Genomic DNA, 15,785 nt, shown 5'->3' with positions numbered 1-15,785 from the left:
AAGTATAGGATTAGGCCGATATGAGGAAAAGAATTGCGCTGCTGTTGCTTATTGTACTTTTAATTGCCGCCTTTTATTGGTTTGACCTAAATCAATGGTTAAACCTGGAAAGACTAAAAGAAGGCGGGGACCAATTTCAGCAGTGGAAAACCACCTCGCCAATACTGGTTAGTTTTCTTTTTCTGTTTTTTTATATCCTGATAACCGGGCTCTCATTGCCTGGGGCTGCGATTCTCACATTAGCCGCCGGTGCCATCTTTGGTTTGCTGTGGGGAACACTGATCGTTTCCTTTGCTTCCAGTATTGGTGCCACATTGGCTTTTCTAATGGCTCGCTATTTATTTCGCGATTATGTACAAGAGCGTTTTTCAACACGTTTGCAAGTGCTGAACAATGGTGTTGATCGGGAGGGGGCGTTTTACTTGTTTGCCTTACGATTAGTGCCTATTTTCCCTTTTTTCCTTATCAATTTATTAATGGGCCTGACGCACTTGCGCGTGTGGACATTTTATTGGGTCAGCCAGCTGGGTATGCTGGCAGGTACAATCGTCTATGTGAATGCGGGCACTCAGCTTGCGCGTATTGAAAATTTAGGGGACATCGCCTCCCCACAATTGCTGCTGTCTTTTGCCTTGTTGGGAATCTTCCCTCTACTGGCTAAATACTTTCTCAATTGGCTTAAGCGACGCCGCGCGGCTCAGTGAATGATTGCAATGAGTAAACCCAAAAAATTTGACCGTAATATTATTGTGATCGGTGCTGGAGCTGCAGGGCTGGTCAGTGCATATATCTCTGCGACGGTAAAAGCCAGGGTTACCCTGGTGGAATCGGGAAATATGGGTGGAGATTGCCTGAATACCGGCTGTGTACCCAGTAAGGCACTGATTCAATGTGCCAGGGTTGCGCACTCTGCCCGCGTGGCGAAGAGATTCGGTGTGGTTTTGCCTGAGCCCGAAATTGATTTTCCCGCAGTCATGGCGCATGTGCGCAATTCGATCCAACAGATTGAGCCTCACGACAGTGTCGAGCGCTACAACGATCTGGGAGTGGAAGTTGTTCGTGGGCGGGGGCGCCTTGTCGACCCCTGGACTGTAAATATTTCTAAAGAAAATGGTACAGAACAGACACTTACTGCACGAGCGATCATCCTCGCTACGGGGGCCGAGCCCGCAGTACCACGTTTTCCAGGATTGGAAGAGGTCAATTATCTGACCAGTGAAACTCTGTGGGACAAATTGGCTCAGCTAGATAAGGTGCCCTCTCGATTATTGTTACTTGGTGGCGGGGCAATTGGCTGTGAGCTGGCCCAGGCATTTACGCGGCTGGGTTCAGAGGTCACCTTAATCGAACGCGCCGAGCGTCTGTTGCCCCTCGAAGATCACGAAGTCTCCGCTGCTGTAACCCAGGCGCTGGAATCGGAGGGGGTGCGATTGCTTACCGCGCACGAGGCTACTGCATTTGCCGGAAATCACAGTGGGCAGGGGGGAGTGGTCACCTTGCGAAACGCTCAAGGTGAAATACAGGTGACATTTGATGAGGTTATTCTGGCTCTAGGTAGACGCCCCAGAACCGAGGGGCTAGGTCTGGAGGAGTTAGGTATTGTGCAGGACGGTAAATGCCAAGTGGATGACTACCTGCGCACCCGATACCCTCATATTCTCGCTGCGGGGGATCTCGCCGGGCCCTATCAGTTTACGCATATTGCTGCCCATCAGGCCTGGTATGCCGCGGTCAATGGGCTTTTTGGGGATATAAAAAAGTTTGCGGTGGATTATAGCTTGATACCCAGCGCAATTTTTATTGACCCACAAGTGGCCAGTGTTGGGTTAAATGAACACCAGGCAATTGCGCAAGGGGTGGCCTATGAGGTAACCCGCTATGGTATTGATGACCTGGACCGCGCGATTGTCGATGGTGCCGCAACTGGGTTTGTTAAGGTATTAACGGCACCGGGTAGGGATAAAATCCTGGGGGTTTGTATCGTTGGTGAAAATGCGGCGGAGCTGATTGCTGAGTTTGTGTTTGCGATGAAACAGGGATTTGGGTTGAACAAGATTTTATCCACAATTCATATCTATCCCACTATGGCTGAAGCGAATAAATATGTGGCAGGAAATTGGAAGCGTGCCCATGCACCCAAGAGCCTGCTTCGATGGCTGGAGAAGTTCCACCGCTGGAGGCGGGGATAAGACGAGCGTGAGAAAAGGCGAGGCAGAGTTGAGGCAAGACAGTGCAATACAGTGTTATTGTGCCCCTGTTAAATGAACGGGAGCAGTTACCAGAGTTGGTAGCGCAGCTGAAAGAGCTGGTCGCTTATAGCAGCTGCGAAGTCATTCTGGTCGATGGCGGCAGCAGTGACGGTAGTGCAGAAATGGCCAGTGCCGCCGGATTGAAGGTCATTCATTCCCAGCGCGGACGCGCTCTCCAAATGAATGCCGGTGCTTCGGTTGCCCGCGGTAATTGGTTGTTGTTTTTGCATGCGGATACACGCCTGCCCCAAGGCGCCCTGAGTGCGATTGCCTCTGCCTCGGTTCGGGGGGCGCAATGGGGCCGTTTTAATATTCGTATCAGCGGCGGCAGCGCCTGGTTTCCCCTGATTTCCACCATGATTAATTGGCGCTCTCGCCTGAGCGGTATCGCCACAGGTGATCAGGCGATTTTTGTCCGCCGTGCCCTTTTTAATGAGGTGGGGGGCTATGCGCCGCAGCCCTTGATGGAAGACATAGAGCTGAGCCGTCAGCTGCTGAAAACGGCCCGACCGCACTGCCTGCGCCAGAGAGCCACCACCTCCGGGCGCCGCTGGCAAAAATTCGGTATTTGGCGCACGGTGTTATTGATGTGGCGCTTGCGCTTCGATTACTGGCGTGGCATCTCCGCGGAGTGCCTGGCAAAACGCTATGAGTAATGCTTCTTTTCCCTCTTTACGCCTAGTGGTGATGGCCAAGGCGCCTTTGCCTGGCTATGCCAAAACCCGCTTGATTCCAGCTCTGGGGGAACAAGGTGCAGCCTTTCTAGCGGAAAAGCTGTTACAGCAAACTTTGCAGGAGGCTGTAATGGCAGAGCTCGGGCCGGTAGAGTTGCATGTTGCACCAGATTGCGAACATCCTTTTTGGCGAACATTCGCCTTACCCGATGGGGTAACTCTTCATAATCAGTCGCAAGGTAGCCTTGGTCAGCGTTTGTGGGAGGCTGCTAACACTCACCATGTAGCGGGTCAGGGTCTTTTTTTGTTGGGCACAGACTGTCCAGCCTTAACTGCCTCGCGCCTCCGTGAGGCGGCTACGGCGTTAATGAGTGCCGATGCGGTTATGCATCCGGCAAATGATGGTGGCTACACTTTGTTAGGGCTCAAACGGCTGCACTTTAGGTTGTTTGAAGATATTTGTTGGAGCACAGAAGTGGTTGCCCGGCAAACCCTGGAGCGCTTACAGGAGTGTGATATGTCTTGCCGGCGCCTGGAAATCTTGCACGATATTGATGAGCCTGAGGACTTGCAGTTTTTGCCCCGAGACTGGGCGCTATCTCAAGAAGAGAATTGAAGGTCTCTACTTATTAATTTTGACGGGCTGAATCAGGGGCGGGTGGCTCCAGAAAAATGATCTCCCGTATGACCTGCCAGCGCCCATCCTCATAAATTAAATCAATCCCCAGCCTTAATTTTCTTTCCTGGCCAGATAGGTTATTCCTTCGGGAAAAAATCACCAGGGCGCTGTTATTGTTAGCGGCCACATGGTGGATTTTGGTCCAGCCGTTAAGCGGTAATTCACCGGCATCCCGCTTTTGCTTAAATAGATCGATAAAAGCGGTCTTGTCGGCTACCGTCAGCTGGTCTGATTCATCCAGCATATAAACCTGCATATCCCTGTGATAGACACTTTCCAGCTCATCGACTCGATAGTGGACTCCTGCCTGCACTAGGTAATCGATAAACGCCTCGATTTCTTTGGCAGTGTCTTTTTCTTCCATCTCTCAAGCGTCTCTTGATTTGGGCCAAGTTAAGATAATGGATACAAGATGTTGCTAATGAATCGGTACTGCCAGCCTGGCTTCTAGCTTCAGCTGAGACAGCCTTAGGGTCGATAAAAAACTTAGAGGGCGGGGGCGGCACTGCCCTCGGCTTCTACAGGGCTGTTCTCGACAAGAGCTCCGCCGTTTTCATCGTTGGCTGCCAAGCGCTGCTCTTCGATACGGCTGCTCCAGCTCAGCAGGGCCTGGTAGTGGCGAATATTTTGCACATAGGTGACAGGTTCCCAGCCGCGCGCATAGCCGTGCTTGGTAGACTTGTAGTACTGGCGTTTGGCCAGTAGTGGCAGGTGGTCGCGCACATCGGGCCACAGATCCGGGTTGCCGCCCATGCGCTCTGTGAGTACGCGGGCGTCTTCCAGGTGGCCATAGCCCACATTGTAGGCGGCCAGGGCCATCCAGGTTCTGTCTGGTTCGCGGATACGCTTCGGCAGCTTGTTGCGGATCTGCACAATATAGCGAGCGCCGCCCTCAATACTCTCTTCCGGATTAAGTCGGTTTACACCTAACTCCCTGGCGGTACCTAAGGTGAGCATCATTAGGCCGCGCACCCCGGTGCGTGAGCGAGCGCGGGGGTTCCAGTGAGATTCCTGGTAACTGAGTGCCGCCAGCAAATGCCAATCCAATTCGTACTGGTCGGCCACTTTTTGCATAACCCCGCGCCACTTGGGCAGTCGTTCGCGGCTGCGCTTGGCGAAAGCCTGAGCGCCCCCTGCATTCAGGTCGCTGACGTGGCCAAAGAATTCTTCTCGCAGTTGCGCAATCATGCCGTTGGTATTGGCGCGCAACATAAACAGTCGCGCTCGCTGGTAGAGGCTATCGTCGTCACTCTTGGGAAAAGCCCAGGAAACCGGTTGGAACTGGCTGAGATTAAAAGCCACTCCAGTTTTGGGGTAGAGCCCACGATGCACGGCGTAGGCGTTGGAGTCCACCACCGCATAGCTATATTGGCCCTGATGTACCATCTCCACCAATTCCATGGCGTCGACATCGGAAACCTCCTCCCAGCGCAAATTGGGATAGCGCTGGGAGAGTTTTTTTAATTCTTCGGCGTGAGCGCTGCCGGCGATAACCGCGATGGTTTCGCCTTCCAGATCACTGGTTTTACGCGGGCGTTTTTCCCCAAGGCGGTAGATGATCTGTTGGCGGACTTCAAAATAGGAGGGAGAGAAACGCACCTGTTCGCGGCGTTCCGGGGTGACGGTGAGACCCGCGGCGGCGAAGTGGGCACCTTCTTCGGGGTCGCGCAGGCGCGCGAACATGTCGTCCAGGCTGTGCACATCGCGAATGACCAGTTTAACCCCGAGCTCTTCGGCAAAGGCGTGCAGCATGCCGTACTCAAAGCCGGTGGGATTGCCGGAGGCGTCTTCGTAATAGGTGGTGGGGCCGTTTTGCGAGAGGACAACCAGTTCGCCGGAAGCTTTAATTCGCTCCAGGGTATTCGGTGCCTTGCTGGCAACTAATAAGGAGGCACAGCAGGACAGGGCGATACCTTTGCACACGCGGCGGACATAGCGCAGCGCTCGGCTTCTCATCATCATAGGCTGTCCCCTCTAGCTCGTCCGTTGGTTTTATCGCTGTTATGCCTAAGGCCTGGTACGGGCACCTCCGCCAGGGCTTTTCTCGCCAATGCTGGCACAGTCCGCCAATTTTACATTATTTGACGACAATCTGCCCAATTTGGCTTTTGGGCACTGTGACATGGGCGCTTGAAATGCTGTTGAGACTTTTGTAAGAGATTTTTGGCGTCTAGTGAAATCAGCGAATTTACGATCAGTTTTGTTCGCCTTTTGAACATATTGATTGCTAATTAGTTCATGTGTACTCAAGTGATGGGTAGGTGTGTTGGAGTTGCGGCGCTTCGGGTACAATTGCGCCTCTCAAATTTCCGGGGCCTTGTGCGATCCTTCTTTCGCGCAATCTTTCTCATTTAGACAAGAGGCTATCTCCCGCAATGTTAGTTCTGCGTGGTGCTCCCGCACTGTCGAAATTCCGCCATAAAAAACTACTCAACCAACTGCGCGCGCTGCAACCGACTATCGACGATCTCTACGCCGAGTTCGTACATTTTGCCGACAGCGATGCATTGGATAACAAGGAGATGGCGCTGCTTGAGCGACTACTCCAGTACGGCCCCACCGAAGAGAAGCACCAACCGAAAGGTGAGCTAATCCTGGTGGTACCGCGCCCGGGCACTATTTCTCCCTGGTCTTCCAAGGCCACCGATATTGCCCACAACGCTGGTCTCACCCAGATACATCGGCTTGAGCGCGGTGTCGCCTACTACCTGAGTGGTGTCGAGTTGAGTGAAGCCGAGCGCGAGGCATTGGCCTCCCAGCTGCACGATCGCATGGTTGAGGTAGCCTTTGCCGAACTCGAACAGGCAGAGCAGTTATTCGTTGAAGAGGAGCCTCGCCCGCTGCGTGGTGTGGATATCCTCGAGGGTGGCCGCGAGGCACTGGAAGTTGCCAATGTGACGCTGGGCCTGGCCCTGGCCGAAGATGAAATTGATTACCTGCTCACCAGCTTCCAGGAATTGGATCGCAATCCCACCGACGTAGAGCTGATGATGTTCGCCCAGGCGAACTCTGAGCACTGTCGCCACAAGATCTTTAATGCCTCCTGGACGATTGATGGCGAAGAAATGCCGCACTCCCTGTTCGGCATGATCAAGAATACCTATCGCAAGGGTGGAGACAATGTACTGTCCGCCTATGCCGACAATGCTGCAGTTGTTGTGGGCAATGTGGCTGGGCGTTTTTACCCCGATCCAGAAAGCAAGGAATATGGCTTTAGCAACGAAGCTATCCATCTGCTGATGAAGGTGGAGACCCATAACCATCCCACGGCAATCGCTCCCTTCTCTGGTGCCGGTACTGGCGCCGGTGGCGAAATTCGCGACGAAGGTGCAGTTGGCCGCGGTTCCAAGCCGAAAGTGGGCCTGACTGGTTTTACTGTCTCTAACCTGCAGATCCCCGGTTGGGAACAGCCCTGGGAATCCAACTACGGCAAGCCTGAGCGTATCGTTACCGCCCTGGATATTATGATCGAGGGACCTATCGGTGGCGCCGCATTTAATAACGAATTTGGCCGCCCAAATATTTGCGGTTACTTCCGTACCTTTGAAGAGAACTTCGATGGTGAGCGTCGCGGCTATCACAAGCCGATTATGCTGGCCGGCGGCTATGGCAATATTCGCGAAGAGCATGTTGAGAAGCCCGAGTTTTCTCCTGGCGCCAAGCTGATAGTGCTGGGTGGCCCGGCCATGCTGATTGGTCTCGGCGGTGGCGCGGCTTCCAGTATGGCCAGTGGTTCCAGTTCCGAGGATCTGGATTTCGCTTCTGTACAGCGCCAGAACCCGGAAATCGAGCGTCGCTGTCAGGAAGTCATCGATCAGTGCTGGCAGCTGGGCGAGAAAAACCCCATCGCCTTTATCCACGATGTGGGAGCGGGCGGTTTGTCCAACGCTTTCCCCGAACTGGTTAAAGACGGCGGCACCGGCGGTAACTTCGAGTTGCGCAATGTGCCCTGCGATGAGCCGGGCATGAGCCCGCTGGAAATCTGGTGTAACGAATCCCAGGAGCGCTACGTACTGGCAGTCATGCCGGAAGACCTGCAGCGTTTCGAGCAAATTTGTGAACGCGAGCGTGCGCCTTTCGCCGTTGTCGGTGAGGCCACCGAAGACAAGCACCTACTTCTGAACGACACCAAGTTCGAGTCCAAGCCTGTGGACTTGCCCATGTCTGTGCTGTTCGGCAAACCGCCGCGTATGCACCGCGAGGCGGAAACTCGCCAAGTTGAAACCGAAGCATTTTCCACCGCGGATATCGACTTGAATGAAGCTGCTGAGCGCGTACTGCGCCTGCCCACTGTGGCCAGCAAGAGCTTCCTAATTACCATCGGTGACCGCACTGTAACCGGCCAGGTATCCCGCGATCAGATGGTCGGTCCCTGGCAGGTGCCGGTGGCGGACTGCGCCGTGACAACGGTTGCCTATGACAGCTACGCCGGTGAGGCCATGTCCATGGGTGAACGCACTCCGGTAGCCCTGCTGGATGCGCCGGCTTCCGGCCGTTTGGCGGTGGGCGAGGCAATTACCAATATCGCCTGTACCCCGGTGAAGCAACTCTCCGATATCAAACTCTCCGCCAACTGGATGTGTGCCGCGGGCCATCCGGGTGAAGAGGAAAAACTCTATCGCACTGTCGAGGCGGTAGGTATGGAGCTGTGCCCTGAGCTGGGGATTACCATCCCGGTGGGCAAGGACTCCATGTCTATGCGCACTGCCTGGGAGGAAGAGGGCGAGCAGAAGGCGGTTACCGCACCGCTGTCTTTGGTTATTTCCGCCTTTACCCCCGTCACCGATGTGCGCAAAACTGTTACCCCGCAATTGTGCACCGATAAAGGTGAGAGCGAGCTGCTGCTGATCGACCTGGGTGCCGGCAAAAACCGCCTCGGTGGTTCCTGCCTGGCGCAGGTCTACAACGCGCTGGGTGATAAGCCAGCCGATCTGGACGATGCCAAGAAACTCAAAGGTTTCTTCGAGGTGGTGCAGCAAGCGCTGAATGAAGACCTGATCATGGCCTACCACGACCGCGCCGATGGCGGTCTTTTCACTACCCTCGCGGAAATGGGCTTTGCCGGCCGTGTGGGTATGGATGTGGAAATCTACGAATTGGGTGATGACCCCGTTGCCGCACTGTTCAGTGAAGAGCTGGGTGCAGTACTGCAGGTTCCCGCCTGTGAGGCGGATATGTTGGTACAGCGCTTTGCCGCTGTCGGTGTGCCGGCGCATCAGATCGGCTACCTGAACAACAACGAACACCTGTGCATCACCAATAACGGTGTTGAAATTTTCAAGCGCTCCCGTGCTGAACTGCAGCAGATCTGGTCGGAAACCAGTTTCCGCATTCAGTCCCTACGGGATAATGCCGAGTGTGCCGAGCAGGAATTTGCCGCGATTGCCCAGGAAGATCCGGGCCTATCGGTGAATCTCACCTTCGATATCAACGAAGATATCAGTGCTCCTTATATCGCCAAAGGTATTCGCCCGAAAGTGGCTGTGCTGCGCGAGCAGGGTGTTAATAGCCAGGTGGAGATGGCGCACTCCTTCCATCGCGCCGGCTTTAACGCTGTCGACGTACATATGAGCGATATCCTTTCCGGTCGTGTGGCCTTGGATGAGTTCAAAGGCCTGGTGGGCTGTGGTGGCTTCTCTTACGGTGACGTACTCGGCGCCGGTGAGGGGTGGGCCAAGACCATCCTGTTCAACGAACGTGCCCGCGATCAGTTTGAAGGCTTCTTCAACCGTAAAGACACCTTCGGTCTGGGGGTGTGTAATGGTTGCCAGATGTTCTCTGTGATTAAAGAGTTGATTCCCGGTGCCGACCACTGGCCGCGCTTTGTGCGCAACCTGTCCGAGCAGTATGAAGCGCGCTTTGCCCTGGTGGGTGTCGAGGATTCCCCTTCCGTCCTGTTCAAAGATATGGCGGGCACTTATATGCCGGTTGCCGTTGCCCACGGTGAAGGTCGTGTGGAATTTGCCGACCAGCAGGCACTGGAGAAATGCGAAGCTTCCGGCACCATCGCGATGCGCTACCTGAATAACAAAGGAGAAATTACCCAAACTTACCCGGCCAACCCCAACGGCTCGGTAAATGGCATTACCTCTCTGTGTTCCGAGGATGGTCGTGTCACTATTATGATGCCGCACCCTGAGCGTGTAGCCCGTGCGGTCAGCAATAGCTGGCAACCGGATGAGTGGAGCGAGGACTCCGGCTGGATGCGCCTGTTCCGCAACGCGCGAGTGTTTGTCGACTAAATTCACGCACTTCGGCACCCTGGCATTTCGTCGGGGTGCCAATTATTTTTTTGATTGGCAAAGGGCTTACTGTGGCACAAAGATGCTGCCTGTCACGGTTGCCAATATCGCTTCTTAAACCTTCTTTGGTTCACCTATTTCATCGACAGGTGTTTTACAGTGGCATCTTTGTCGTTAAAAACATCTTTATGCGTTTATTGACGCAGATATTTGACGTCTTAATCCTTCTCTGAAAGCAGTATTGATATTTCCTGCTACACTTAAACGATTATTCGAAATAACTTTTCTCGCTATGGTGCAGTTATCTGTATCGATTACCAATATGTTATTTAGCCTTCATGCAGAGAGTTTGGCATGGACTAGCACTCACAAATCCCCTTCGATTGATCTTTCGCTTGTCGCGTTTCCACTGGCGCAGATCCCAGCAGTACCTGAAATTCTTTTCCCCACCTTGCAAAAGTGATTAAGGAGATTGTCATGGCGTACAACGAAACTTTGGCAGAAAAAGTGCGCAACTTGTTACAGGGAAGTCAGGGCCTTTCTGAAAAACAGATGTTTGGCGGCCTGGCATTTATGCTAAATGGCAATATGGCTTGCGGTGTGGTTGGTGAAGAGCTAATGGTGCGGGTAGGGCCGGATAATTACCAGGATGCCCTAGCGGAGCGCTATACCCGACCCATGGATTTCACCGGGCGTCCCCTGAAAGGTATGGTCTATGTGGAGGAGGATGCAGTGGAGCAGGACCTTGATGAGTGGGTAAATCGGGGAGTGGAATTCGCCGGGTCGCTACCGCCCAAATAGCACAAAACTCAAAGGCTCGAGAAAAAATAATGGCTGGGATTCTCTACATTTTTAGTGAAAGTATGCTCAGCTTTTACTGCAGGGTCGGAAATAAGGAATACTTTGCTCTTGAGATGCGCTGTATATAAATCTCTGTATGCTCTTAATCGATGCCTGCATCTCATCGGATTTCGAGTGCAATGTATTCTTTTCTTAAGAATTTTTTGTGATATCCAATCTGATTGAAAATATTCTTCGTGACAAAATCTGTATCATCTACATTCAACGCCGGGTGGTACTAGAGCAGAAGCCACTGTTCATTACTGAGATTGACAATTGCGGTATATGGCAAAGGATCGAGTATGTACTTTATCGAATTAAATAATGGCGTGGAGATTCCCCAGATCGGAATGGGGATGGCTGCGATAGGAAGTTGGCAGCAGGACAATGGATATGTCACAGAAGTTCTCCTAAAAGCTATGGCCATTGGCTACCGGCACTTCGACACCGCCTCTGTCTATGGCAATGAACGGGCTCTGGGTCGGGCGATCAAAGAGTCGGGCATCCCAAGGGAAGAGTTGTTTATTACCAGTAAGGTTTGGGATACCGAGCAGGGTGGCAAGAAAACTCACGATGCTTTTGCGCGAAGTTTGGAGCGTTTGAAGCTGGAGTACCTGGATCTTTATTTAATCCAGTGGCCTGTTCCCGCTTACACAAGAGAAACCTGGGAGGCGATGGAGGCGCTCCACCAACAGAAGAAAGTTCGAGCCTTAGGGGTATCTAACTTCCGCAAATCAGATATTGAGCAAATAGCGTCTTTTGCCGAAATTCGCCCGGTTATTAATCAAATAGAGTTACATCCATATTTTACCCAGCAGCCACTGGTGGACTACTGTCAATTCCATAAAATTGCAATTAGTTGCTGGTCCCCTCTGGGCACAGGGGCCTGGTCTGGGGTACCTTTGGCTGAGAAGCCAATTGTGGACCCGGTGATTACTGAGATCGCTGAAAAGTATTCGGCTACGCCGGCACAAGTTATCTTAAAGTGGAATGTTCAGCAGCACCGTATTGTTGTGCCTAAGTCGGAGTCTTTAGAGCATATAAGAACTAACTTCTTATTAAGCGACTTTAATCTTAGCAACACGGATATCCAGTTGATTAATAACTTAAACTGTAATAACCGGCTTGGTGGTGATCCGGATTATGCACACAAGAAAAATATAACGTTAAAAGTGCCCGATTGATTTATGTTAACTAAACTTTTCGCCTGTCTGTTTGCATAGTCTCTGCTGACCCTACAATTCATCCCGCCTGGTCTGAGCCAATTTTCTTGGTGATCTCATAAGTGGCAATGGCGCAGGCGGAGACAACATTCATCGATGAGTTAACCCCCTGCATAGCAATATGTACAGTTGCATCGGCGACCTTTAGCAGTTCCGGGGAAATTCCATCTTTCTCTGATCCCAGAACCAAGCAGACTTTATCGCCCTCAACGATCGGAACCTGGCTTAGCTCAACGCTGTTAGATGTGATCTCCAGGCAGATTATTCGGTATCCCTCCCTCTTCAAATTCAGGACGGCTTCCAGGGCATCACCCTCGTATTGGTAGGGAACATGCTGCTCTGTTGAGCGGGATACCTTACGGATCTTGGAGTTAGGCGGTAGCAGGCTCGTTCCGGCCAGGTAAATTTTCTCTATGCCTAAGGCATCGGCTATGCGAAAGAGCCCACCGATATTACTAGGGGTGCGAATATCGGTGGTTAGATAGCAAAGGGAAAAATTGTGTTTACTTGGGGAGTGATCGCTGTGCTCTTTCTGCATGGTTACCACTGCTGAAATGACGACTAATTTTTTAAGTGGCTCTTAATTATGCCCTATTGGTGATGCCTGTGAGCCTATTTTAGTTTCCTCGAGAGAAGTATTGTGCAAATTCCGCATACGCTCCACTAAAGAGGGCTCCTTGCTGGATTTTTGGCTTTGTATCTGCATGGCTTGACGGTAGACCTTGTCGGAGACAATAAATTCTTCAGCCCGCTGATTGATTTCACTGTAGCGGGTATTCAGCTCGGAGATTTTATTGGATAGGTGCTCAAGATCGAGAATGCGATCGAAGTAGAGGGCGATCAGCCGCTCACACTCCCTGGCAATGGCCAGGTATTCATTGCCTACCTGGCGGTGCCCTTCATAGTTCTTCTTGAAATTGAAGAAAGTTTGTACACCCCCCAGTAAAGCGGCCAATAGTGCGAGAGCGGCGCCGCTCCACTTGGTCCAGTCGGGGAGTTCGGCATTGATTAGGGAAAAGAACAGGGAGCCGAGAAATAGGTTCACCACTACAATCGGCACACCGCAGAGTACGTGCAGATTGCGCCCTTTCATAGAGGCACGGAAGTGGCTGTGCTTGCACAGGTGGGCATTCCAGCGCAGTTTGTCCAGTACCGCCACGGTATTCGGTATTGTACTCATGAATCCCTTCCGCCCCTTTAGTGTTATTTTTGAGGGCGATAGTTTGCCGGATAAAAATGAGATGTACAGGGTGGAGCAGGGGAGATTGTGATTGGGGTGATTAATTTTTATGCGGAGATTTTGACGGGCCTTGTGCAGGCGGTTAGTGAGTACCCGCCGCACAAGGTTCAAGCTTAAGGGCTTTAATGAGAAGCCGGCCAGGAAACCACTAGAAACTATAAGTCACGCCCACTGAAGACAGGTTGGCCTTCTCGTCTTGAATCTCGTAGATGGTGTGTTCCAGATTGATACCCCAGTCACCGGTCGTCCAGTTTACTTCAGCACCATAGTATGGGTTGCTGCCGCTGTTCTTGTTACTGCTCCAGCTGTAAGACCTATCGAAGGACTCCGCATCCAAGAGTTCTCGATCTAGGCTATACCAGTTGTGGTTACCGGAATGCTCTGCCCGACCGCTGTCATTTGCACACCATTGGTGGACGCCAAAACGAATGCCGGCATTCAGGTTCTGTTGGATTTGCGTGGAAAGGGCTAATCCCAGGTTATAGGATTTGTATTTGGTTTCTTGCTTACTCTGGTAATCGTAGTTTTCTACAAGGATTTCATCATCGCTATAGTACCATTCGAGGCCGCGAACGCTCCGTTCATGCTCTTTGCGGATGTCACCGAGGTTCGCCATGCCACCTTCGAAGGCAATATAGTCGTTCACTCGATAACCAAAAGTAAACGCGTAGCCGGTTGAGTTGAGATCCTCTTTTACCGCCGTGGAGTCTTCGCTATCAAATTTCATATAGCCCAGTGAGGCTTTTAGGTAAAAGGGCTTTTCTTCTGCGTAAACGCCGGTACTTACTAATGCGATTAGGGCGGTGAGAGCAATTTGCTTCAAGGGGTACCTCAATTCAATCAGGCGACATGCACTTGGGGAATGCCGGGTGCTATGTGTCGTAAAGTCGGGATTGGCGCGTATTGTACATATGTGCCAATTGAGCGGGAAGAAGGTTTCTCTCTCAATGTGAGTGGATTCGCGTACCTCTACTATACAAAAGAAGTTTTAATCTTTTGGCGACAGCCGCTACATTACTTAACGATGCTTACTAAGCCTGCTCGAGTAAAAACACCCCCTCTGCACTGACTATTTTTTTCAGGTTAAGGCTGCGAAAGCCTTCCGATTTCTTGTATTTTGTGCAGCTCCCAGAGACTGAGTGGTACCTCTGCCAATCAAATTTGCCTGGGGAATAAATCAATAAGAATGTTAACCCTTCTGGTTAGGGGGGAGATTGGGGGCTGGTATGTCGATTGCACGGCAACAATTTATCGTTTTGGGGCCATTACTGGCCGTAGCGTTTTACATTTTTCTGACCCTGGCTGGGATGCAGTATCTTCCTGCAGTGACTGCCGCAATCACTCTGCTTACCGTGACCTGGTGGGTAACCGAGGCGCTCCCTATTCCCGCTACCTCCCTGGTGCCAATTGTGCTTCTACCCCTATTTGGAGTTGCGGATCACAAGACCGTTGCGGCGTCCCTGGGCAGCCATGTCATTCTGCTTTTGATGGGTGCTTTTATCCTGTCGAAAGCTCTGGAAAAGAGCGGTGCCCACGAACGCTTGGCCCTGTATATGTTGCGCATATTTGGGGTATCCAGCGGTAGGCGTTTGGTACTCGGTTTTATGCTGGCCGCTGGCTTCCTCAGCATGTGGATTTCCAATACCGCCACAACCCTGATGATGTTACCCATTGCCTTGGCAATTCTCTCTCGAATAGATAACCAGCGCCTCACCGTGGCCCTGGTGCTGGGAATTGCTTATGGCGCAAGTCTTGGAGGGGTGGGGACGCCTCTAGGGACACCGCCCAATGTCATTTTTATGGGGATATATGAAGAAGTAACCGGCCGGGAGTTTAGCTTTCTAGGCTGGATGAAGATTGGGGTACCGGTTGCCCTGGTGACATTGCCGATCATGGCCCTCTGGCTTACCCGCAATGTTCACTTGCAGAATAAGATTGAACCGCCGCAAGTGGGTGATTGGCGGGCAGAGGAGAAGCGCACTTTGCTGGTGTTCGCCATTGCTATTTTCTTCTGGGTAACCCGAAACGCTCCATTTGGTGGTTGGAGCGATTGGTTTGGTATAGGAGCGGCGGGGGACAGTACGGTAGCTATTGCCGCAGTGGTGGCAATGTTTCTAGTCCCCAATGGCAAGGGGGGACGTTTGCTGGACTGGCAGACAGCGGAAACTATACCCTGGGGCATGTTGTTGTTATTTGCAGGAGGCATTGCCCTGGCCAAGGGGTTTTCTACTTCCGGCCTGAGCGATATGCTCGGCAATGGATTGTCCTTCCTTACCGCTATGCCACTATGGTTGATGTTGGTGATTTTATGCCTGGGAGTCACCTTTCTTACAGAGATTACCAGTAATACAGCCACTGCGACTCTACTCATGCCTATCCTCGCTGTAGCGGCGACTTCTGCGGGCTTTGAGCCTATGGTGTTGATGATCCCCGCCGCCATGAGTGCCAGTTGTGCCTTTATGTTGCCTGTTGCCACGGCTCCGAATGCCATTGCTTACGGGACTGGTAAAGTGCGCATGCAGGATATGGTGCGAGAGGGAGCGGTACTCAGTGTGACGGCATCGTTGATTATTGCGGGTATGAGCTGGTTGATATTACCGGGCTAAGTTCACAGGTTTCTCTAGGGCTGGTATCCATT

Annotated in this window: 13 protein-coding genes; 8 read left to right on the top strand and 5 right to left on the bottom strand. The window is 52.2% G+C overall.

The genetic code is table 11. The features are described 5' to 3' along the window. Nucleotides 1-20: 20 nt before the first annotated feature. Genes FIU95_RS21515 through FIU95_RS14550 form a run of 4 tightly spaced genes read left to right on the top strand, consistent with a single transcriptional unit; the run spans nt 21 to nt 3,539 of the window. Nucleotides 21-704 (top strand): TVP38/TMEM64 family protein, encoded by a 684-nt coding sequence (locus FIU95_RS21515; RefSeq protein ID WP_253868656.1) that lies wholly within the window; start codon nt 21-23, stop codon nt 702-704. Between the two features lie 9 nt (nt 705-713). Beyond that, nucleotides 714-2,189 (top strand): NAD(P)/FAD-dependent oxidoreductase, encoded by a 1,476-nt coding sequence (locus tag FIU95_RS14560; RefSeq protein WP_253868653.1) that lies wholly within the window; start codon nt 714-716, stop codon nt 2,187-2,189. A gap of 41 nt (nt 2,190-2,230) precedes the next feature. Next, entirely contained in the window at nt 2,231-2,905 is a 675-nt protein-coding gene (locus FIU95_RS14555; protein ID WP_152454457.1) for a TIGR04283 family arsenosugar biosynthesis glycosyltransferase, read from the top strand. After that, complete coding sequence (locus FIU95_RS14550; RefSeq protein WP_152454456.1) at nt 2,898-3,539, top strand: TIGR04282 family arsenosugar biosynthesis glycosyltransferase; 642 nt, start codon at nt 2,898-2,900, stop codon at nt 3,537-3,539. Before FIU95_RS14555 ends, FIU95_RS14550 begins: the two co-directional genes overlap by 8 nt. Before the next feature lie 13 nt (nt 3,540-3,552). On the opposite strand, the gene FIU95_RS14545 is transcribed toward FIU95_RS14550, so the two are convergent. Together FIU95_RS14545 and mltF are read right to left on the bottom strand one after the other, a co-directional pair. After that, nucleotides 3,553-3,966, bottom strand: a complete 414-nt coding sequence (locus FIU95_RS14545) for a hypothetical protein (RefSeq protein WP_152454455.1) — start codon at nt 3,964-3,966, stop codon at nt 3,553-3,555. Between the two features lie 122 nt (nt 3,967-4,088). Further along, nucleotides 4,089-5,564, bottom strand: a complete 1,476-nt coding sequence (mltF, locus tag FIU95_RS14540; protein ID WP_152454454.1) for a membrane-bound lytic murein transglycosylase MltF — start codon at nt 5,562-5,564, stop codon at nt 4,089-4,091. Between the two features lie 413 nt (nt 5,565-5,977). On the opposite strand from mltF, the gene purL reads away from it, so the two are divergent. The 3 genes from purL to FIU95_RS14525 all read left to right on the top strand — a co-directional run bounded on the left by purL (nt 5,978) and on the right by FIU95_RS14525 (nt 11,868). Continuing rightward, nucleotides 5,978-9,844 carry a phosphoribosylformylglycinamidine synthase gene (gene purL / locus FIU95_RS14535; protein ID WP_172975415.1) on the top strand — a complete coding sequence of 1,289 codons (3,867 nt, stop codon included), beginning with the start codon at nt 5,978-5,980 and terminating at the stop codon, nt 9,842-9,844. A gap of 477 nt (nt 9,845-10,321) precedes the next feature. Then, on the top strand, nt 10,322-10,645 hold the full coding sequence (locus FIU95_RS14530) for a TfoX/Sxy family protein (RefSeq protein WP_152454453.1): 324 nt from the start codon (nt 10,322-10,324) through the stop codon (nt 10,643-10,645). A gap of 341 nt (nt 10,646-10,986) precedes the next feature. Continuing rightward, a complete protein-coding gene (locus FIU95_RS14525; protein ID WP_152454452.1) occupies nt 10,987-11,868 on the top strand; it encodes an aldo/keto reductase in 882 nt (293 codons plus the stop codon). Nucleotides 11,869-11,926: 58 nt separating this feature from the next. Here FIU95_RS14525 and FIU95_RS14520 read toward each other — a convergent pair whose 3' ends face one another. The 3 genes from FIU95_RS14520 to FIU95_RS14510 all read right to left on the bottom strand — a co-directional run bounded on the left by FIU95_RS14520 (nt 11,927) and on the right by FIU95_RS14510 (nt 13,970). Further along, entirely contained in the window at nt 11,927-12,445 is a 519-nt protein-coding gene (locus tag FIU95_RS14520; RefSeq protein ID WP_152454451.1) for a TrmH family RNA methyltransferase, read from the bottom strand. A 42-nt stretch (nt 12,446-12,487) separates the two neighbouring features. Beyond that, the gene (locus tag FIU95_RS14515; RefSeq protein WP_152454450.1) at nt 12,488-13,087 is read right to left on the bottom strand and encodes an SLATT domain-containing protein; all 600 of its coding nucleotides are present in this window, start codon (nt 13,085-13,087) and stop codon (nt 12,488-12,490) included. 208 nt (nt 13,088-13,295) lie between these two features. Continuing rightward, nucleotides 13,296-13,970, bottom strand: a complete 675-nt coding sequence (locus FIU95_RS14510) for an outer membrane beta-barrel protein (RefSeq protein ID WP_172975414.1) — start codon at nt 13,968-13,970, stop codon at nt 13,296-13,298. A 403-nt stretch (nt 13,971-14,373) separates the two neighbouring features. Here FIU95_RS14510 and FIU95_RS14505 point away from each other — a divergent pair, with 403 nt between their 5' ends. Next, nucleotides 14,374-15,753 (top strand): DASS family sodium-coupled anion symporter, encoded by a 1,380-nt coding sequence (locus FIU95_RS14505; RefSeq protein ID WP_152454448.1) that lies wholly within the window; start codon nt 14,374-14,376, stop codon nt 15,751-15,753. Nucleotides 15,754-15,785: the final 32 nt, after the last annotated feature.

The organism is Microbulbifer sp. THAF38 (assembly GCF_009363535.1).
In the GTDB taxonomy this organism is placed as follows: domain Bacteria; phylum Pseudomonadota; class Gammaproteobacteria; order Pseudomonadales; family Cellvibrionaceae; genus Microbulbifer.
Note: the sequence above shows the minus strand (reverse complement) of the source record. Positions and strands in the feature narration are given on the sequence as shown.